A 21,084-nucleotide genomic window follows, 5' to 3' on the forward strand; every position below is an offset into this window, starting at 1 on the left:
AGCTTTGGGCCTTTTTTTATCTATCCTATGGCGGGCTTAGGCTAAGCGAATACCTTCTTTGTCGATGACAATCTTGCCTTGTTTGTAGAGACCACCAATCGTCTTTTTGAATGTACCTTTACTGGTTCTAAACGCAGAGAAAATAGCTTCTGGTGAAGACTTGTCATTCAATGGTAAAAACCCACCTTTTTTCTCTAACAGGTCCATCACTTTTTGGCTTAAGTCATCCATTTTTTGGACGCCGACTTTCTGTAAAGAGAGGTCGATTTTTCCATCTTCACGGATATTCTTAACGTAGCCTTTTAATTTCTTACCGATAAACAGTTTACCGAAGACATCTGATTTAAAGATCATGCCCCAGTGTTCGCCTTCTACAATCGCTTTAAAGCCAAGATCACTGCGTTCAGCAATGATTAAGTTCACTTCTTGGTTACGAGTGTAGGTTGCAGGTGTTTTATCAAGTAGCTTATTGAACTTTGTCGTACCAACAATACGACCTGACGCTTTATCGGTGTAAACGTACACAAGCACATTTTGACCTTCTGCGAAGCGAGCGCGCTGCTCACTGAATGGGATCAAAAGGTCTTTACCTTTAATGCCCCAATCCGCAAAGGCGCCCGTTGCGTTTACGCCTTCAATTTTCATTAAACCCCATTCACCCACTTGAGCGATTGGCGTTTCAGTTGTTGCGACTAACTGACTGTCAGAATCGAAGTATAAAAAAGCGTCTACAAATGCCCCAACTTCCACGCCTTCTGGCGCAAAGCGGTTTGGTAGTAATGTCGTGCCGTAATCGCCAGCATCAAGAAATACGCCAAAATCGGCTTTTTTTACAACTTCTAAGTGGTTAATCTGACCAACTTTAATCATTTCAACTGTCTCTTGTTAAATTTGCGGTGATTATAGCGAATCTCTGGTATGCTTGCGCCAGATATTTCGTACTTTTTTTAGGAGCACTATTTGTTAACCGTTGATAAGCAGGACGGCATAACTCTCAAGATTTCTCACGCAATGGCAGCGACAAAAAAGTCGGATCTTGACCTCTTTTTCTTCGTCCCTGGCGAACTCGGCCTCTCTCCAGATATTCTTAAAGAGAGTGAATTTTACTACGAGTCCATTATCCAGAAACGCGCTTACTACAGTGACAAAACCCTCTTACCTCTCGTTCACAGTCGACTCGCAAAACGTGGACGCCTCTCATCTACGCAATACCGTGTCAGTTTGAGTTTGTTCGCCTATCAATACGTTATCGCGCTAGACAAAGCGGTGAATGAGTTAAACAAGCACAACAAAGAATCGGTGACCACTGAGGAAGTCGATGAAGTCATCAATCTCTCTTTAGATATTTTAAAAAAGCTGCGCCGAAGTATTCCTTACGAAGAGAGCTTAAAACGCTACTACGCTAACATCGATAACTACCTATCATGGTACACAGGCCAACGCTTGATGTCTTTAGTCGCTCACATGCCTCGTGACAGCGAATATAAAAGCCTTAAAGAGAGCTTACTCACCATTGTTGAGAAAGAAGCTGCTCACCGAAAGCTTAACAATTATAACTCGAAGAGTGTTCGAGATGATGTTACTCGTCTCAGCAACAAAATGCGCCTATTGCGCCGCCTTATTGAACACCCTGTCGTTCTGCAAGAAAAAACGCAGTCACTAGGTAAAAACATGAAGCGTGTCGTTAAAGGCAGCGCCACGGGTTTTGTCATGGTATTTGTGACTATAACCGCGATTCTTGCCCGTGATTATTGGGGAGAAATCACCGCTTCCTTTATCGTCTTGATGTCTTTCGTGTATGCGCTTCGTGAGATTTTTAAAGATGACTTAAGAGACGTGATGTGGCGTTGGATTCGTAAAGGTCGCCCTAAATGGCGCAAGCTTTACTTAGATCCAACAACCAAGAAAGCAGTAGGTCAAAAGCTAGAATGGCTAGACTATAAAGTCTTAGACAAATTGCCCGACCGAATTAAATCAATTCGAAAAAAGCGCGTCGTTCAGCGTGAAGAACAAATCCTTCATTATCGTTCTAAAATCGAAATGTCTACGTCAAAATTCATGAGTGGTTATGAAGAAACTCGCGAGTCTTTACTTGTCAGCATGCGCCCTATCACACGCTTGATGGATAAGGGTTCAAATAAGGTGTATACCAACACCAATGGACAAGTTAGCCGCGAGTCAGTAGAAAAACGTCATTTAATTAACTTGATCGCACGCGAGGATAACCACAACGGTGAACCTAAGTTTTACCGTTGGAAAATTGTTCTGAACAGAAGCAAGATAGTTGCTGTGGAACAGATGGAAGTAGAAGAGATCATGCACCCTTTTGCTTCAGTGAAAGAGTAAGATAAAACTCCGCCATTGGCTCGTTGCCATGCAATGAAGGGCAAATGGCGGTGATTTTAACTTTCTGGTTTACGCGTTCACCAGATGAAAAAGTTTGCTCAAGCATCTCATCAATGACACCGCCGTCTTCACAAATAAAGTGCACATCGGCTTCAGGTCTTTTCAAAAACTGCCCCTCAACCGCTTTAAATGCCAGTGACACTTGCTTGCCACTTTCTTGCGCTTTGCTCATCGCCATAAATCCACCGGCAACATCTGCACCAACGGCAAGCACCCCGAAATACATACTGTTTAGATGATTCTTAGCTCGGCGTTTTAGTGGAATTTTTACCTCTACGCGCTGCGAGTCTAAATGCAATATTTTCGGCCGGGCTAGCCAAATGAACGGAACCTTAAAGAAACCGAAGGCGTTGAGGTAAAGGTTTGCTTTTGTTAGCGGTGAGAGCATAAAACTAATCCGACCAGTTGAGTTGACGTCAGTTCATAACGAATCGAGCCAACTGTCAACATTATGTTAACAATCGCTCTCGAAAAAGAGATATCACACTACTTCGAGTGACAGCGTAACCAGAAAATTAATCCCATGTTCATATAGATACCTATATCTACGCTATGAATGAGCATAATTTTTCACATTTACACCTCGACACAACTAAGATTGTCGATAAGTGGTTTATTCCTCCGTTCGTTTCCGCTATCTTTACCGCTTCGAAATAAAAATACAGGCTGTGGTATGCCATTAAAAACCGATGAATTAAGAACCCAACCTTTGGGTCCTATGCCTACTCCGGCAGAACTAGGAAGCGCACACCCTATCACGGACGAAGTCGCAGAGCGCATTGCACAGTCACGACGTCAAATTGAAAACATTCTTTCAGGGGAAGACAACCGCCTATTGGTGATTGTCGGCCCTTGTTCAGTGCACGACACAGAAGCAGCTATTGATTACGCTGAGCGTTTGGCTGCCATTCAAGATCAGTATAAAGATGAACTGTTCATCGTTATGCGCACATACTTTGAAAAACCTCGTACTGTTGTTGGTTGGAAAGGTCTCATCACAGACCCTAACCTAGATGGCTCATACGCACTTGAAACTGGGTTAAACAAAGCACGCAAACTGCTGCTAGATATCAACAAGTTGGGCCTAGCTACAGCAACAGAGTTTTTGGACATGATCACAGGCCAGTATATTGCGGACTTGATCACTTGGGGCGCAATCGGTGCTCGTACGACAGAATCTCAAATCCACCGTGAAATGGCTTCTGCACTGTCATGCCCTGTTGGCTTTAAGAACGGCACTAACGGCAACATTAAAATTGCGATTGATGCGATTCGTGCGTCTCAAGCGTCTCACTACTTCTACTCGCCAGATAAGAACGGTCGTATGACGGTTTACCGCACAAGCGGCAACCCATACGGTCACGTTATTCTGCGTGGCGGTGAAACCGGACCTAATTTCGATGCGGAATCCGTTGATGCAGCCTGTAAACAACTTGCGGAGTTTGGTTTACCTGAACGTTTAGTCGTGGACTTTAGTCATGCGAACTGTCAAAAGCAGCATCGCAAGCAATTAGATGTCGCTAAAGACATCTGTGAGCAGATCAAATCAGGTAAGAATCAAGTCGCTGGTATCATGGCAGAAAGCTTCATTCTAGAAGGCAACCAGCCAATGACTGATTTAGATAACCTAACGTACGGTCAATCTATTACCGACCCTTGCCTAGGCTGGGATGACACAAGCACAATGCTTGAACTTCTCGCAAATGCTGTCAAAGCACGTTCATAATTTACAAGGATTACAACATGCCATCATTTGATATCGTATCAGAAATCGATTCAGTAGAACTTCGAAACGCTGTAGATAACGCAACGCGCGAATTGTCTACACGATTTGACTTTCGTGGTGTAGAAGCCTCTTTTGAAATGCAAAAAGATGAATCTGTAAGACTTAACGCGGAAGGTGATTTCCAACTAAAGCAGATGCGTGACATTCTTCGTGGTCATTTAGCTAAGCGTGGTGTGGATGCGAATGCGATGGATGCTAAAACTGAAGAAGCTTCAGGCAAAAACTGGCATCAGATTGTTGCATTCAAGCAAGGCATCGAAACGCCAATGGCGAAAAAGATCGTTAAGCTGATAAAAGACAAGAAGATGAAAGTTCAAGCGTCTATTCAAGGCGAGAAAGTTCGTGTAACGGGTAAAAAGCGTGATGATCTTCAAGCAGTGATCGCGCTGCTTCGTGAGTCTGAGCTTGGTCAACCATTCCAATACGAAAACTTCCGTGACTAAACACTGAAGACCTAACAAGATAGGCCAGATACGATAACGTATCTGGCCTTTTTTTATTTTTGGTTTCCTAATGAAATCAACGTTTCTTGGTCTTGCAGAAAAGTGACGTTGGTTGAGTTGGGTGCAAACAGGACCACAATACGTAAATCCTCTTGTTTACCTTTCTCTAGCGCGTGCGACAAATCTGCTTGAGTGGAAAACTCGATGCGTTCTGCATCTCGACGAATTAGGTCTACAAATGCAAATGGGCATTGAGTGTCAAATAACACCAGCTCAGCCTGCTGCATTAAGCGCAGTGCTTTTAGCGTTAGTAACTCAACATCCTCACCATACTCAACCCAAGTAACCGCACCTTTTCGGCTGAACCCGTGTACTATCGCATCATTATAGGCTTTCTCTAAGTCGGCATGGCTCGATGCTTTATCAACATCTTGACGCGCAAAAAAGACTTCCCAGAACTTCCGACGTTCTTCAACCGTCGGTAATTTTACTTTTATGTCACTACGCTTTGACGCTGCAAAGTCAGCTTGAAGCGCCAAATTGTGCGACAAAACAGACTCTAGCTTTTCTCTAATATTGCGGATCAGTACAGGCGCAGCCCCACCACTTGAAATAGCAATCTGGATTCGACCACGATTTATCATTGATGGAGTAATAAAATCGCAATACGGCAGGTCATCGACAACGTTAACTAAGATGCCCTTCTCTTTCGCATCATGGTGAACCTGGTGATTCAACGAAGGGTTATCCGTGGTTGCCCAAACTTGTACATAATCTTGCTGTAATAAGTCTTGGGAATAAAAGGTTTGGATCCACTGGCACTCACCGTCGTCAATTAATTTTGCTAGGTAGTCTTCCACTTGAGGTGAAACAATCGTCACACTTGCACCAGCCCTTATCAAACTGTCCACTTTGCGACTTGCTACTTCACCGCCACCTACGACAAGAACGGGCTTGTGATTCAGATTAACGAATAGAGGAAAATACTGCATTTCGTTCCTTGAGTAATTGATAACTGCTATGTCAGCCATACTACCAAAGATCAGGGGATTGCATCACTGCCAATCGAACGAATGAGTAATTAACAACCAAATTTATAACTTTCTCTAGTCATATAATCTACTTTAATTAGTTTGATCCAATTTGATCGCTAATTAAGCAAATAAATTAATCACACTATTCTGTCAGTCTTATTCTGTGAACTCGCACACTGTTTACAACTCGGTAACATTTCGCCATTCTAATGTCTGTAGAGAAATGTGAGTTTCTTCAAAAATCTTTTTAAATTATAGAGTTGTGAAATCACAGATCCTTTTCTACGCTTATAACTGGTTGATTTAGAAAAGGCTCAACAAAGAGCACTGCAACCAAATAAATAATGAAACACAACAATGCTTAATCGTTGTATCGAGGCAGCTCGATTTAACACGGATCATACAGGAAGGATACAAATGGCACATAAACTAACACTTCTTGCTTCAGTTGTAGCAGCATCTACTGCGTTGATGTCTACAAGCGCTACTGCAGCAGATAGCACGCTAGACAAAGTAACGAAGCAAGGTTTTCTCACTTGTGGTGTAAGTACCGGTTTACCAGGCTTCTCTAACCCTAACTCAAAAGGTGAATGGGAAGGCATTGACGTAGAATACTGTCAAGGTCTTGCAGCCGCTGTCTTAGGCGATAAAACAAAAGTTAAATATGTACCTCTAACGGCAAAAGAACGCTTTACTGCCCTACAATCAGGTGAAATTGACGTTCTTTCCCGTAACACAACATGGACACTACACCGTGATACAGCACTTGGTCTTAACTTCGTGGGTGTGAACTACTACGATGGTCAGGGCTTCATGGTTAAGAAAGATCTTGGCCTAACAAGTGCTAAAGAGCTTGACGGCGCGTCTGTTTGTGTTCAGTCGGGTACCACAACAGAGCTTAACCTAGCCGATTACTTCCGTAATAACGGCATGTCATACAAACCCGTTGTATTTGATACAGCTGCTCAAACATCTAAAGGTTTCGATGCCGGTCGATGTGACGTACTGACTACTGACCAATCTGGTCTTTACGCGCTACGCCTAAATCTTCAAGATCCATCTTCAGCGCAAGTTCTACCTGAAATCATTTCTAAAGAACCTCTAGGTCCTGTTGTTCGTCAAGGTGATGACCAATGGTTCAACATCGCTAAGTGGACACTTGCAGCGATGGTGAATGCTGAAGAATACGGTATCTCATCTAAAAACGCTGATGAAATGCTTAAGTCTAAAGATCCAAATATCAAACGTATCCTTGGTGTAGATGGCCCTAAAGGGAAAGGCCTAGGTATCCGTGACGATTGGGGTTACCAAGTTATTAAACAAGTTGGTAACTACGGTGAGAGCTTTGAACGCACTGTTGGTGAAGGTTCACCACTTCAAATCTCACGCGGCGTGAACGCTCTGTGGAATGCAGGCGGCTTCATGTACGCTCCACCAATCCGTTAACTATTATAGTTACAACCCAAATTGGGCGGTACTTGCCGCCCTTTTTAATATAAAAATGGATTTGAGGTTATAGTTGTATGAAACCTACTAATACGGCATCGAGCCCGGATAACGGACCGGCTTCGAGCGCTAGCCTTATTTACAATCCCACCTTTCGAGCTGTTGTTTTCCAAATTATCGCGATCTCAGCGCTTGTTTTTTTCTTTTATACCATTGTCAATAATGCACTCACCAACTTAGAAGCTCGTGGTATTGCCACTGGTTTTGACTTTCTCTCTCAAGAAGCTGGCTTTGGGATTGGCCTAACGCTGATTGAATACGATGAAACGTTTTCTTATGGACGCACTTTCGTCATTGGCCTATTGAATACTGCACTGGTTTCCTTCTTCGGAATCATCCTTGCAACTATTATTGGCTTTGCAATGGGTATCGCTCGACTTTCTTCTAACTGGTTGGTTAGTCGATTCGCTGCGGTATACATCGAAATCTTCCGTAACGTTCCTCTACTTCTACAAATCTTCTTTTGGTACTTCGCCGTTCTGCAAGCGTTACCATCAGCAAGACAAAGTTTAAGTTTAGGAGAAGCTATTTTCCTTAATGTTCGTGGTCTTTACTTCCCTGCCCCTGTGTTTGAACAAGGTTCAGGTGTTGTTATTGCTGCATTCGTTATTGGTGTGATTGCTTCAATTGTGATAGGTATCTGGGCTAAAAATAAACAGAAACTCACTGGTCAACAAACACCAATGGGAAGAATCATTTTTGGTCTATGTATTGCGATACCCGTCCTTATTTACTTCTTGATGGGTTCTCCTATCTCAGCAGAGCTTCCTGTACTCAAAGGCTTTAACTTCCGCGGTGGTATCAGCATTATTCCTGAGCTTGCTGCACTTATGTTGGCATTGAGTATCTATACCGCTTCATTTATCGCTGAAATCGTGCGTTCTGGTATCAATGCTGTAAACCATGGACAGACAGAAGCAGCCATGTCACTTGGGTTACCTCGCTCTCGCACACTTAAGCTTGTTGTTATCCCTCAGGCATTAAGAATCATCATCCCTCCATTGACTAGCCAATACTTGAACTTAACCAAGAACTCCTCACTTGCTATGGCGATTGGTTATCCTGATCTGGTTTCAGTATTTGCTGGTACAACCCTAAACCAAACCGGTCAAGCGATTGAAATCATTGCGATGACGATGGGCGTTTACTTAACATTGAGTCTGCTCACCTCTGCATTGATGAATGTTTATAACCGTAAAGTAGCATTGGTGGAGAGATAGAATGAGTGTACATCAATTTCAGCCTGACCTCCCACCACCTGCCAATACTGTCGGCGTTGTGGGTTGGCTAAGAAAAAATCTGTTTAATGGCCCTGTTAACTCCATCGTGACTCTAATTCTAGGCTATCTCGCCTTTATGCTGCTTTGGAACATCTTTGACTGGGCGTTTCTAAAAGCGGATTGGGTCGGCACGACTCGTGATGCGTGTAGTCGAGAAGGAGCTTGTTGGGTGTTTATTAGCGTGCGCTGGGAACAGTTCATGTATGGTTTCTACCCTCAAGAAGAGCTTTGGCGTCCTCGTCTGTTCTATATCACTCTCGCTATCTTTACTGCACTACTTGCTTATGAGAGAACCCCAAAACGTCTATGGATTTGGTTGTTCTTCGTCAATATCTACCCTTTCATTATCGCAGGGCTTTTATATGGCGGTGTGTTTGGATTAGAAGTCGTAGAAACTCATAAATGGGGTGGCTTACTTGTTACGTTAATTATCGCGTTAGTCGGTATTGTCGTTTCACTTCCTATTGGTGTGGCTCTTGCGTTAGGTCGACGCTCTGACATGCCCATTATCCGAAGTATCTGTACAATCTACATTGAAGTATGGCGTGGTGTTCCGCTGATTACCGTTCTGTTCATGGCATCTGTAATGCTGCCTCTTTTCCTAGCAGAAGGTTCAGAAACAGATAAGCTCATCCGTGCTCTGGTTGGTGTTGTGATGTTCAGTGCAGCCTACATGGCAGAGGTTGTTCGTGGTGGTCTTCAGGCGATTCCTAAAGGGCAATATGAAGCAGCTGACGCACTTGGCTTAAGTTATTGGAAGAAAATGGGGTTAATTATCCTACCTCAGGCTCTAAAAATTACTATCCCATCAATCGTAAATACCTTCATTGGTCTATTCAAAGATACCAGCTTAGTACTCATCATCGGTATGTTTGATGTACTCGGTATTGGTCAAGCCGCGAATACTGACCCTGAATGGTTAGGTTTTGCTACAGAAAGTTATGTATTTGTCGCGTTAGTGTTCTGGGTATTTTGTTTTGGCATGTCGAGATATTCGATTTGGCTTGAAAACAAACTTCACACCGGTCACAAACGATAATTAAGCTCAAGGACGTATTATGACGCAACAACAAGATTACATGATCCAATTAAAGGATATGAACAAGTGGTACGGTGAGTTTCACGTGCTTAAGAACATCAATCTAGACGTTAAAAAAGGCGAAAAGATTGTGATTTGTGGCCCTTCAGGCTCAGGTAAATCGACGATGATTCGTTGTATTAACCGTCTAGAAGAACACCAAAAAGGCCAAATCATTGTCTCGGGTAACGAGCTAACGGAAGATCTAAAGAATATTGAAGCGGTAAGACGCGAAGTCGGTATGTGCTTTCAGCACTTCAACCTGTTCCCTCACCTAACAGTATTGGAAAACTGCACGCTTGCACCCATCTGGGTGAAGAAGATGCCAAAAGAGGAAGCAGAAGCGATTGCGATGAAGTACTTAGAACGCGTTAAGATCCCGGATCAAGCTGATAAGTTCCCAGGGCAACTTTCCGGTGGACAGCAGCAACGTGTGGCGATTGCTCGCTCTCTTTGTATGAGCCCACAAGTTATGCTGTTTGATGAGCCAACTTCTGCACTTGACCCTGAGATGGTTCGTGAAGTACTTGACGTCATGGTTGAGCTTGCTGAAGAAGGTATGACCATGCTGTGTGTAACACACGAAATGGGCTTTGCAAAAGAAGTCGCTGATCGAGTCATCTTTATGGATGCAGGCGAAATCATCGAAGAGAACAACCCGGTTGATTTCTTTGAAAACCCTCAATCAGATCGTACCCAAAACTTTTTGGCTCAGATTCTGCACCATTAAGCGATGTATCTTCAAAAACAGGGTGGCTTCGGTCACCCTTTTTGTTGTTATATTGTGTTACATCTTTCAAAATACATAAGTTTCTATTTCTATTATTATTTTATGTACTGCATTTTGAATTGGGACTTGATCTTTTCATCATTCAACCTCATAAATGTAGATATAAACATAAAACCTCACGAGGAAGATTATGAACAGCCCTATGTTTACTCGTTCAACAAGTGCTACAAATACACTTGAGATTAACAAAACACTAAAGAACACCTACTTTTTGCTTTCGATGACGCTTGTAACAAGTGCAATCGCTGCGATGGCCACCATGGCAATGGGTATTTCCCCTATCATGGCGATTGTTATGCAGGTCGCGGCAATTGGTATTCTTTTCTTTGCACTACCGCGTAGCATCAATTCATCAATGGGCATTGTTTGGACGTTTGTCTTCACAACTCTTATGGGTGGCGCTTTAGGTCCAATGCTTAACTACTACGCATCGATTCCAAGCGGCCCATCAATTATCGCTCAAGCTCTAGGCTTGACGGGTATGGTATTCCTTGGTTTGTCGGCTTACACAATCAGTAGCAAAAAAGATTTCTCTTTTATGCGTAATTTCCTGATTGCCGGTCTAATCATCGTTATCGTTGCTGCTATCATTAACATCTTCGTTGGTTCGACTCTTGGCCAACTAGTAATCAGCAGCGTGTCTGCACTTGTCTTCTCTGGTTTCATTCTGTACGACACTAGCCGTATCGTGCGCGGTGAAGAGACTAACTACGTAAGTGCAACGGTTTCTATGTACCTAAACATCCTTAACCTGTTCACAAGCTTGTTAAGCATTCTAGGTATTATGAACGACGACTAATTCGTTCAACACGCAAACTTAAAAGCCCAGCACATTCACTGCTGGGCTTTTTCATACTTGCGATATTGTTTAATCACGGTATGCTGCGCTACCCTATTGAATATAGATGTTATTAGGACCGTAAGATGTTTGAATACAACAGCAAAAAAATCGAAACTGACGCACAAGGCTACCTTTTGGACTATACCCAATGGGAAGAAGGAATGATTGAGATCCTGGCCGAGCAAGAAGGTATTGAATTGACTGACGCACATCTCGAAGTCATCCACTTTGTTCGTGACTTTTACGTAGAGTTTAATACATCACCCGCAGTAAGAATGTTGGTTAAAGCGATGGAAAAGGCACACGGCCCTGAGAAAGGTAACAGTAAATACCTGTTCAAGCTCTTTAAACAAGGCCCGGCTAAGCAAGCAACGAAACTCGCCGGATTACCAAAACCGGCAAAATGCTTATAGCACTTTAAAACCTTTAAATGGTTTGTATGAAACAGGCTCTCGAGATACCTTGTCGACTCTCGCGGTTCGAGGGCCATTTTGAAGCCATACTGCAAGCCGTTCTATTTGTTCTTGAGTCCCGCAAGCAATAACTTCCACATCACCATTAGCCAGATTTTTCGCATACCCCGCCAAACCAATCTTCAATCCTTCGTATGAAGTCGAATAGCGAAAACCGACGCCCTGAACTAGACCTTCGATCAGAAATTTCTCACAACTTTGGACCATTCTATATACCTCTGTTATTACTCAATGATATATTTGAGAGGATTTAATTTTTGCCCATGATGGAAATATGGGTTTTTACTGGATATTATAATTATGAAAGAAATACCATTTCGTTGGATCGACAAATATCTCATTCATCTAAAAATTCAAGAAAAGTTCTATTTACTTTTTCTTCTTCCCCTTATTGCACTACTCGTCCTCACCCTTGTCTTAGATAACACCGCAGACCAAATGCTTGGCCATCTGTACCAAGATGAATTGGTCTTAATGAAGAACTTAATAGAGGCAGGCAATTTATCCCAAAGCCAAGTAGCTTCTATCATCGATAACTCTGAAACCATTAAATTTGCTTCTGGCCAAGGCTCAGTGTCTATTAATGGTGGAGACTTTAGCATTGCGGCGACACACGACCAAAATCTTTGGGCTGCGATGTCTGGTACACACATCACCATCGTTCTAGTTACCTTGTCACTCATTGCACTCGGCGTTTACTACATCATGACGTTCATTGGTGGCGCGATGTTCGCTATGAACAAATCTTTGAATACTCTAGCAGACGGTGACCTAACCAACCGCATGAACTACTTTAAGGTTCGTGACGAATTTAGTGATATTGCCATTACGATCGATAAAGTTGCTGAGCGTGAGCAAAACTTAGTTATCTCGATTCAAGAATCGATCGCTCTTATGCAGCAAATTAGTTCTGACTTGAACCAGTCCAACGTTCAAAGTGCTGAGGTTTCTGGGTCTCAACAAGAGCACCTAAACTCGCTAGCCAGTGCAACAGAGCAAATGGCTTCAACGATCCGTGAAGTAGCAAACTTAGCGCATGATTCAAGCAGCCAAACAGAAGACGCTCGTAGCGTGGCTACTCAAGGACAACAGAAAGTCGGCCACACGCTAAACTCTATTTCTTTGCTCTCAACCGAGATTCGTTCTGCCTCCGAAGCTGTGGCAGAGCTTGACGCGAATGCCGCTCAAATTGATGAGGTAGTGACCACCATTAATGGTATCTCAGAACAAACCAACCTACTTGCATTAAATGCGGCGATTGAAGCGGCTCGTGCGGGTGAGCAAGGTCGTGGTTTCGCTGTAGTTGCAGACGAAGTTAGAGCTCTTGCCGGTCGAACTCAACAAGCGACCGTTGAGATCCAGACAATGATTGAAGCACTTCAGCGTAACAGCCAGTCTCTTACTCAGTTAATGGAAACGACTGTGACTAACGCATCCGAGGGCCAGCAGTTGATGTCAGAGGTTGATGTAGAGATTGGTTCTCTTGCAGAGAAAAACCAATCTATTTCAGACAGTAGCATTCAAATTGCTACAGCCGCTGAAGAGCAAGGTGTTGTTGCTGACAATATTGCTGCTAGCGTCGAAGAGATTCGAACACAGTCAGACAGCGTTTGCTCAATGATCAACGCAACAAACTCGAACATTGAACAGCTCAGAACCCAAAGTGACCAGATGGAGTCACTACTGACAGGCCTAAAAGCCTAATATCTAGAGCCGCTAATTATAGCGGCTCTTTTATTTGCAATTCGCATACACATCTTAGAAAATACCCCTCCTTTAAAATCAACCTATTGAGTAACGCAATGACTCCATCTATCCATCTCGTTAAAGGCCGTGATAAATCCCTTCGCCGTAAGCATCCTTGGGTGTTTTCTCGTGGTATTCATCGCGTTGAGGGTGAACCGCAACTGGGAGAGACCGTTGACGTGTTCGCTAATGATGGTAAATGGCTGGCGAAAGCTGCGTACTCTCCTAACTCTCAAATTCGAGCTCGCGTTTGGAGCTTCGAGAAAGAAGAGATCAATAAGGCATTCTTCGTAAAGCGCATTCAAGACGCTCAGCTTCTTCGTGACGACATTATCGTTCGCGACGGACTAACAGGCTACCGCCTTATCGCGGCTGAGTCTGATGGTTTACCTGGTATCACAATCGACAAGTTTCAAAACTATTTAGTGTGTCAGCTTCTAAGTGCTGGCGCTGAATTTAATAAGCAAACTCTAGTCGAAGCATTATTAGAAGTATTCCCAGAGTGTAATATTTACGAACGTTCTGACGTAGCCGTACGTAAGAAGGAAGGCTTAGAACAGACGACGGGGGTACTGTATGGTGACGAACCACCTAAGTCTGTTGTGATTGAAGAAAACGGCGTAAAGATCAGCGTTGATATTATTGGTGGTCATAAAACCGGTTTTTACCTTGACCAACGTGATAGCCGCTTACAGTCAATGAAGTATGTGAAAGACAAAGAGGTTCTTAACTGTTTCTCTTACACTGGTGGCTTTGGTCTATATGCGCTAAAAGGCGGTGCAAAACGCGTTATTAATGCAGACGTTTCTCAGCCAGCGCTTGATACTGCAAAGCATAATGCAGAGCTGAACGAGTTTGATATTTCAAAGAAACGTGCTGTATTCCTAAATGCCGATGTATTCAAACTACTTCGTGAATACCGTGACCAAGGGACGAAGTTTGATGTGGTTGTTATGGACCCGCCTAAGTTCGTTTCAAGCAAGAATAACCTGACATCTGGTGCAAATGGCTACAAAGACATTAACATGCTTGCGATGCAGATCCTCAAGCCAGGCGGCACGCTACTAACCTACTCTTGTTCTGGCCTAATGAGCGCAGACTTGTTTCAAAAAGTCATCGCAGATGCAGCCCTAGACTCAGGTCGCCAAGTGAAGTTTGTTGAACGTTTTGAGCAAGCAGCTGACCACCCGACTGATAGCGCTTATCCTGAAGGCTTCTACCTGAAAGGGTTTGCTTGTAAAGTGCTATAATTTTAAAGGCCACTTGGAATACCAAGTGGTCTTTTTTATTAGGTCAACTTTAATAAGCTAGCCCTAACGGGCTAGCTAGTAACTTACTCAACCTTCAACGTGTTCAAAGTCTCAATCAAGCTTGACGTGATATCAGAAGAGCTCACTCCATTGAAGTCTACAGTGACCGTATTTGCGCCCTTACTTAAAGTCATTGATGTATCCAACCCAGATTCATTAAATGTAATCGAGTAATCGCCTACAGTAACATCACTAGGATCCAAGTCTAGAATGCGTAACATGGTATCTAGCTCATCACTATCCATGTCAGCAAACACATCCGAGAAGTCTAGAGAGTCACCTTCAGAACGATCAAAGTCTTTGACAACATCAGTCGCACCATCGAGGTCGCTGTCAACCCATTTGAAGATATCAGCATCCTCTCCACCAGTTAGGATATCGTTACCTAAACCACCGATAAGCATATCTTCACCACCTTGACCATAAAGAATGTCATCTCCTTTACCACCCTCTAGAGTGTCAGCTTGGCCAAGCACGTTATCATTGTCATCAAGTGACTCTTCAAACAGCTTATACGTGTCGTGATTATCAGAAATAAACTGATGTAACTCTTCATCACTAGGTTCAGAGCCATTTTGCAACTTCAAGAACTGTTTAAGGCCATCAAAACCAAGTTTCTGCTCCGCAGGGCTGCCTACTTGATCCCATGGTAGGTGAGTCGTATTGACTGCATCACCGAAGATAATGTCGTCACCTCGATCACCAAGGATATGATCACCATCCATATCGCGATAGTTGGTATGTGATATCTCTCCTTCTAGTGCAGCTACGAGTTGACTTCCGGATGTTACGACATCGACTTCACCTACATTTACCGTTGTGGTGTCAGTAATTGAAATCTCTGCTTCCAACTTGATAGCATCACTCTCATCATTCGTAACATTGTCGAGCATGATCGCTAGTCTATATTCACCAACAGCATTTAACGTCTGGGTTGTATCTGAAGAACCTTTAATTGGACCATAAACCGTTTCCCAAGTGCCGTTTACAAGCTTCTCGATTCGCCAATTAAACACATCACTATCAGCCAGTCCTTCTTTCACTTCAAAATCCAATGAAATATCTGCAGATTGATTTTGTTCCAAAGTGAAAGATGAACCGTAAGCTGTCTCAGCTGGCTCGTTGTAATTAACTTCGACTTCAAGCTCTTGCTCAAGCGAGCTCACTTGCTGTCCGAATGGCACATCAGCACTACCAATAACATTAGTGTTATCGAACATACGTAGTGTTTGAGTTTCACTGTCATCAGTCGCAATACCAATCGCTTTTACTTTACTTATACTTGAAAGTTCATTGTATGCGTCAAGTGCTTTGCTTAGGTCTAAGCTATCGGTTGAATCACCTGATTCACTTTGGTCACCGGTATAAGTAGTCGGCTTACCATCGGTTACGAACAAGGTCACATTCTCTGCATTCGCGTTAGAATTACCCACACCGTCAAACCAAGTTTTAGCCGAATCAAATGCCGCTTCGTAGTTTGTCGCGCCATCTGCAGATAAGCCATTTATCGCGGTCTCCAAAGAGCTCCAATTATTATCTTGGATATCAGAAATGCTAACAGCAGCGCTTGCTGATGAAGCAAACCCAATAAGTGCAATATTAATCGTCCCAGAGTGCGTATCTAGCCCTTCAACAAAGTTCAGTAACGCCGCTTTCATAACGCCAAGTCTAGTACTGTTATCAAAATTATCCTTCATGCTACCCGACGCGTCAGCTAAGATCGCAATGTTGTAATTTTTTGCTGGCGTAATAGTGGTATCTATACCACCAACATCACCAATAATTACATCATCAGCACTATCACCTAAGAGCAATTCTTCTGGTGAGTTATCTAAGATGAACTTATCCGTAGCAAGAGTAGCGAACTCGGAGTCTGAGCCTGTTGCTTGATTGCCATTATGATCTTCAGCTACGGCATTGGCAGTAACGGTAAAGTCCAAGCTACCCGTATAGTCAGCAGGAACTTTTAATTGGGCATTGTCGATAGTTGCACTGAAGTTATTGTCTTTATTCAGATCGACAGTGACATTAAAGGTTTGGAAGCCATTGCTTGTTGCTACTGGTTCGACTTTCTCACCACCAATATATAGGTCTACGCCTTCCGGGATGCCCGTGATCTCAACTCGGTTGTCAACCAGTTGCTCTGAACCATCTTTGTCCTGCAATTCAACATCTAGTGTTAATGGAATCGTAGTATCTTTTACGACATTAGGAAGACCAGTGTTGTAATCAAGTTCTACAATGCCATCGCTAAAAATGATTTGCTCGATAAAGTAAAGCGTATCTCCGGCTCCATCTACATTAGGTAAGCTTGTCTCTTGACCACTCTTATCGATAACTCTAAATCTATTACCGCCTCCTACTTCCTCAAACGAAATTATAAAATCAGAAATCGAACCTTCGTAGATTACCGTATCAATAGCTTTAATTTCATTACCTTCAGTGTCGTAACCTAAATGATCATTGTATGTATGATCAGAGTCTGTGTTAGCTCCCTTAAATGTGTCGTCTAAACTACCACCAATAAACACATCAGAACCTTTATAGTTACCAGTATAATGCACAGCAAGAGGTTGGTCTGGAGTTCCCGGAGCACCAGCATATTTGTCTTGAGCGATGAATAAGTTACTGTCTCTATTATCTGCGCTGAGGAAACCATTATCTTGGTCATGCGTACCTTGGAATAAGTCACCATTAATACTCAGCAACTTACCATTAGTGTATAACTCCAATATCGATTCTTTATCTGTTGGGTGACCAAATACTGCATTAGTTTTCTGGATATCACCCAACGTAATGGAAACAACAGGCTCATCGGCAACAGGGTTAATATCAACGGTCAAAGTATGCTCTTGTGACGAACCATTATTATCAACTGCTTTGAACTTAACCTCCGCGTAATCACTCTCTTTGTTACCGGTTGCATCGCCACCGAAGCCGTCATAACCAGATTCGTTAAGTTCTGGCCTGAAACCAATAACACCCGAAGCTAACTGAGCGGACGTGATCTGACTAGCGTTTAACGGCTGCCAATTTGGCTCTTGTGCTGTACCAAGGTTAATCACTAATTCGCCATCAACTGGCTGCTGAGTAATCGCTACGGTAGTGCCTGACTCTATACCAAAATCATCTAGAGAGAGCATGAGAACAGTGTCTTCTTGTCCAAATACATCCTTACTTTCCGCACCTGGAACGACTGGTGCAGGGTGAACAATCAGTTCGAACTCACCTCTTGTTACCTCTTTAGTATCACCTTCTATCTCATCAGAAATAGCTTTTACTTGTACTGTGTAGGTATCTGGTACATCAACTTTAATCTGGATTTCGTCAAGCACAGTTTCTACCCGTCCACCTTCAGACAACCAAGAAGAAATATTCACTCTACCATTCGAGTCTACAAGAAGCGTACTGTCGCCAAACTTGACTTCTGTTCCTTCCGGCAGACCGGCCAAGACTAATTTAAGCGTTTCAGAGCCATCTGTATCAACGAGTTGAGTAGTGATCTTAGACACGCTAATAAAGGAATCTTCTACCCCTTCATTTAGACCAGATACCGGAGTCTCTACATCTAATTTCGCTGGCGTCGTGTCAGGTCGAATATCTACCGACATAGTTACTGTTGAACTGGAATTTACACCATCGAAGCCATGGTAGTTAAACTCGGCATAATCAGGTTGCTTGTTACCTGTTGCGGTGTTGCTTTCATCAGACATCGAGGTACTAGATTCATAACTCACCGGAGTAAACACCAGATCCCCATTTTCAATTTGATCCTGAGTGACCTGGTATCCTGAGCCAATCACGTCGCTGTCTAAGTGAATCCAAGCATCTGAATCAGCATCATACAAGTACAAGCTACCTGCGCCAGGTGCGCTAGTAATAACAACCGTTAAGTCAGCCGAGTCAGCATCCGACAGATTAAAGTCCGCCCACGTAAATGTGTAGCTAGATTGCTCTTCTCCAATCACATGAGAATTAGAAGCAAGTGGCGACTCATCATTATCAATAATCGAACCAATAGCTTCTTTACCACCGACTTCAATAACAAAGTTTTCCGTTGGCTCGTCGATAACGTCATCGAAAGTAGGAAGTGTAATTTGGAATGAGTCAACGCCCGGCGGAACAAACAATAGTCCAGTATTCGGGTTGTATGTCACACCATTGGTAAATGTAAGCTTATCAAGGACAACATCATCACTAGACGCAGAACTACCCACACTACCAAACTTAACTTCAATCTGTTCGCCTAGTTGAGATTTACCAGACAGGTTAACTGTGAAGTTAAGATCTTGACCTTCCTCAACAGTACTATTATCAGCAGAGACCGACGAGACTGTAACTGGAACAATATCTGGGTTTACAATGACGTTAATAGTTGCTGTATCTTCTAACCCATCACTGTCTTGAATAGTATACGTAAATGATGTTTCACCGTGGAACGTATCAACGAAGTCAAAGACAACGAAGTCACCTTCAATCCTAGCTTCATGCGAACCTGTTTCCCCGAAGGCAACGATTGTTAGCTTGTCGCCATCTAGATCTATGTCGTTTGACAAGATCTCAGAGATTGGAATTCTGATTTCACCTTCACTCTGATTGACAGCGTAAGCTCCTGTTCCTTCTACTTTTAATCCAGTTAAGAAATAATCAGATGAATCATTTTGTCCGTGTTCATCTTTCGCTGGATTGCCTGCAAACTCTGTCGCTTCAAAGACAATAGTGTCAAATGCGATGCCTTCGAGATCTACATCGAAGCTACCTTCATGACCGGAGTCGACAGAGAACACACCACTTTGAACAGCTTTACCGTCTAAATAAACTGTCCACATGCCTTGCTCGTGGTTGCCCGTTCCGCCTTCATTAGCGAATAGGTGTGCAACAGTGAACGAGAAGCTTGTTGCCGGTTTAGGTAATTCAATAGCAATTTTTTCTGATTCACCAGTTAATCGATCGTATTGAATTTGATTACCTGGACCAGAATTAATGTTTCCGTCTACACCGAGCTCATAGCCTGGAAGATCGTCTGCTGAATCTCCATCAACAACAAGGATATTTGCCGAACGATCCTCTGAATCATCCGTTGACTTACCGACTAGAGCTGTCTTCGTGACTCCCTCGTAGTCCCAACTTCCATTTTCAGCGAACGAGCCTAAGTTAATTTCGAATGTCTGAGGGTCATCTTTAGCATCCGGTGCATTATTAATAGTAACCGTAGACTCTTCGCTGTAATTCTCGTGCGAATCAACGGCACGGTAATCAAACGAGTCATCAGATCGTGTATCAAGATAACGAAGTTCCCAGTTACCATTACCCGCGGTAGACAAGTCAACACTGTCTATCATCGCCCCTTCTGGCAGTGGAAACGCCTCGGAAGGAATTACGATTTCATGGAACAGATTATTATCGCCACTTGTCGTCTTTTGGTAGGTGAATTGCTCAACACCAGATTCATTACCATTAGTCCAATGAACATCAATAACAACGCTTGACTCATTGGCTGCTTTATTTCCTGGTTTGCTACCGTAGCCCTCTTCGAACCAACCTCCGAGACCATCTAGACCTAGTGTGATTGAATCAGCTGGTCTTGATGCAAAATCGATTGTTAGAGTTTCGTCTTTTTGGATACCGTTATCATCACCAATACCAATACCGTAGCCAATATGCTTTGCACTGCCGTTGTATTGGGTTAAATCATCGTTACCGTTGCCAACTTTGGAAGCTGTGATGGTAACAACTTGTCCATCAGCTAACTCGAGTGTTCGAACAGATGGGTTATCCGTTGCCACACCCCAGTTATAGAAAGAAGTATCAGACGAATCTGAGTCATCTGGGTGTGGATTACCTTTCACACCTACTAAGAACCCTTCTTTGCCTTCGTCGCGTGTGTAAACAATATCGTTAGGGTTTTCGAAGATCGTACCTTCTTTGACAAGGTTACCTTGTTCATCAAATACGGCTAAGTCTTCTTCTGAAATTGGGTTGCCCTGGTAAGACAACGTACCACCTTCAGGTAACTCAGTAATCACAACGCCTAGCGAAATTGAAGCGTCACTGTCGTCAAATTCATCAGAAATATGATCGTCAGTGTCACCTTCTATTGAACCGCTGCCTGTATCAAATACTACTTTCGAAGAACCTGACTCGCCGAGGCTAATAGAGAAATCTTCTGATTTTGGTGGAGTGTCTTCAAAGTCTAAGATGGTAGCATCTGCAGTACGATCCGCTGGGTCTGTCGCCGTAAGTGCACCCTCGGCGCCTTCAACAGTCACACTGAAGTCTTCATCGCCTTCGTAGACTTTATCTTGCGCCGTCTTAACTCGTACTTTGACCGCATCTTCACCGGCTGGAACCGTCACTAAACCATTCGCGGGTACATCTACCCACTCGCCGT

Annotated in this window: 16 protein-coding genes; 11 read left to right on the forward strand and 5 right to left on the reverse strand. The window is 43.3% G+C overall.

Going from position 1 to position 21,084, the window contains the following annotated elements:
• Positions 1-36: 36 nt before the first annotated feature.
• Positions 37-870, reverse strand: a complete 834-nt coding sequence (locus tag EJ063_RS08920) for a CvfB family protein (protein WP_126573919.1) — start codon at positions 868-870, stop codon at positions 37-39.
• A gap of 90 nt (positions 871-960) precedes the next feature.
• Here EJ063_RS08920 and EJ063_RS08925 point away from each other — a divergent pair, with 90 nt between their 5' ends.
• A complete protein-coding gene (locus tag EJ063_RS08925; RefSeq protein WP_126573920.1) occupies positions 961-2,346 on the forward strand; it encodes a hypothetical protein in 1,386 nt (461 codons plus the stop codon).
• Here the strand turns inward: EJ063_RS08925 and EJ063_RS08930 are convergent.
• Positions 2,315-2,794 carry a DUF4442 domain-containing protein gene (locus tag EJ063_RS08930; protein ID WP_126573921.1) on the reverse strand — a complete coding sequence of 160 codons (480 nt, stop codon included), beginning with the start codon at positions 2,792-2,794 and terminating at the stop codon, positions 2,315-2,317. The genes EJ063_RS08925 and EJ063_RS08930 overlap by 32 nt on opposite strands.
• A 285-nt stretch (positions 2,795-3,079) precedes the next feature.
• Between EJ063_RS08930 and EJ063_RS08935 the strand changes: the two genes are divergently transcribed.
• Positions 3,080-4,132 carry a 3-deoxy-7-phosphoheptulonate synthase gene (locus EJ063_RS08935; protein WP_126573922.1) on the forward strand — a complete coding sequence of 351 codons (1,053 nt, stop codon included), beginning with the start codon at positions 3,080-3,082 and terminating at the stop codon, positions 4,130-4,132.
• Between the two features lie 17 nt (positions 4,133-4,149).
• The gene (locus EJ063_RS08940) at positions 4,150-4,635 is read left to right on the forward strand and encodes a YajQ family cyclic di-GMP-binding protein (protein WP_126573923.1); all 486 of its coding nucleotides are present in this window, start codon (positions 4,150-4,152) and stop codon (positions 4,633-4,635) included.
• Positions 4,636-4,688: 53 nt separating this feature from the next.
• On the opposite strand, the gene EJ063_RS08945 is transcribed toward EJ063_RS08940, so the two are convergent.
• The gene (locus tag EJ063_RS08945; RefSeq protein WP_126573924.1) at positions 4,689-5,627 is read right to left on the reverse strand and encodes a precorrin-2 dehydrogenase/sirohydrochlorin ferrochelatase family protein; all 939 of its coding nucleotides are present in this window, start codon (positions 5,625-5,627) and stop codon (positions 4,689-4,691) included.
• 459 nt (positions 5,628-6,086) lie between these two features.
• On the opposite strand from EJ063_RS08945, the gene EJ063_RS08950 reads away from it, so the two are divergent.
• The 6 genes from EJ063_RS08950 (at position 6,087) to EJ063_RS08975 (ending at position 11,577) form a co-directional block, all read left to right on the forward strand.
• Positions 6,087-7,115, forward strand: coding sequence for an amino acid ABC transporter substrate-binding protein (locus EJ063_RS08950; RefSeq protein ID WP_126573925.1), 1,029 nt, complete (start codon positions 6,087-6,089; stop codon positions 7,113-7,115).
• A gap of 77 nt (positions 7,116-7,192) precedes the next feature.
• A complete protein-coding gene (locus EJ063_RS08955) occupies positions 7,193-8,395 on the forward strand; it encodes an amino acid ABC transporter permease (protein ID WP_126573926.1) in 1,203 nt (400 codons plus the stop codon).
• A 1-nt stretch (position 8,396) separates the two neighbouring features.
• Positions 8,397-9,494, forward strand: a complete 1,098-nt coding sequence (locus tag EJ063_RS08960; protein WP_126573927.1) for an amino acid ABC transporter permease — start codon at positions 8,397-8,399, stop codon at positions 9,492-9,494.
• Positions 9,495-9,513: 19 nt separating this feature from the next.
• Positions 9,514-10,263 (forward strand): amino acid ABC transporter ATP-binding protein, encoded by a 750-nt coding sequence (locus EJ063_RS08965; protein WP_126573928.1) that lies wholly within the window; start codon positions 9,514-9,516, stop codon positions 10,261-10,263.
• A gap of 190 nt (positions 10,264-10,453) precedes the next feature.
• Positions 10,454-11,122: a Bax inhibitor-1 family protein gene (locus EJ063_RS08970; RefSeq protein WP_126573929.1), complete on the forward strand. Its 669-nt coding sequence runs from the start codon at positions 10,454-10,456 to the stop codon at positions 11,120-11,122.
• A 125-nt stretch (positions 11,123-11,247) separates the two neighbouring features.
• On the forward strand, positions 11,248-11,577 hold the full coding sequence (locus tag EJ063_RS08975; protein ID WP_126573930.1) for a TusE/DsrC/DsvC family sulfur relay protein: 330 nt from the start codon (positions 11,248-11,250) through the stop codon (positions 11,575-11,577).
• On the opposite strand, the gene yccX is transcribed toward EJ063_RS08975, so the two are convergent.
• The gene (yccX, locus tag EJ063_RS08980; protein WP_126573931.1) at positions 11,572-11,844 is read right to left on the reverse strand and encodes an acylphosphatase; all 273 of its coding nucleotides are present in this window, start codon (positions 11,842-11,844) and stop codon (positions 11,572-11,574) included. The genes EJ063_RS08975 and yccX overlap by 6 nt on opposite strands.
• A 93-nt stretch (positions 11,845-11,937) precedes the next feature.
• Here yccX and EJ063_RS08985 point away from each other — a divergent pair, with 93 nt between their 5' ends.
• Complete coding sequence (locus EJ063_RS08985; RefSeq protein ID WP_126573932.1) at positions 11,938-13,341, forward strand: methyl-accepting chemotaxis protein; 1,404 nt, start codon at positions 11,938-11,940, stop codon at positions 13,339-13,341.
• Between the two features lie 98 nt (positions 13,342-13,439).
• Complete coding sequence (locus tag EJ063_RS08990) at positions 13,440-14,633, forward strand: class I SAM-dependent methyltransferase (protein WP_126573933.1); 1,194 nt, start codon at positions 13,440-13,442, stop codon at positions 14,631-14,633.
• 83 nt (positions 14,634-14,716) lie between these two features.
• Here EJ063_RS08990 and EJ063_RS08995 read toward each other — a convergent pair whose 3' ends face one another.
• Positions 14,717-21,049, reverse strand: a complete 6,333-nt coding sequence (locus tag EJ063_RS08995; protein ID WP_208640363.1) for a VWA domain-containing protein — start codon at positions 21,047-21,049, stop codon at positions 14,717-14,719.
• Between the last annotated feature and the right edge of the window lie 35 nt (positions 21,050-21,084).

Source organism: Vibrio aquaticus, assembly GCF_003970385.1.
Classification (GTDB): Bacteria; Pseudomonadota; Gammaproteobacteria; order Enterobacterales; family Vibrionaceae; genus Vibrio; species Vibrio aquaticus.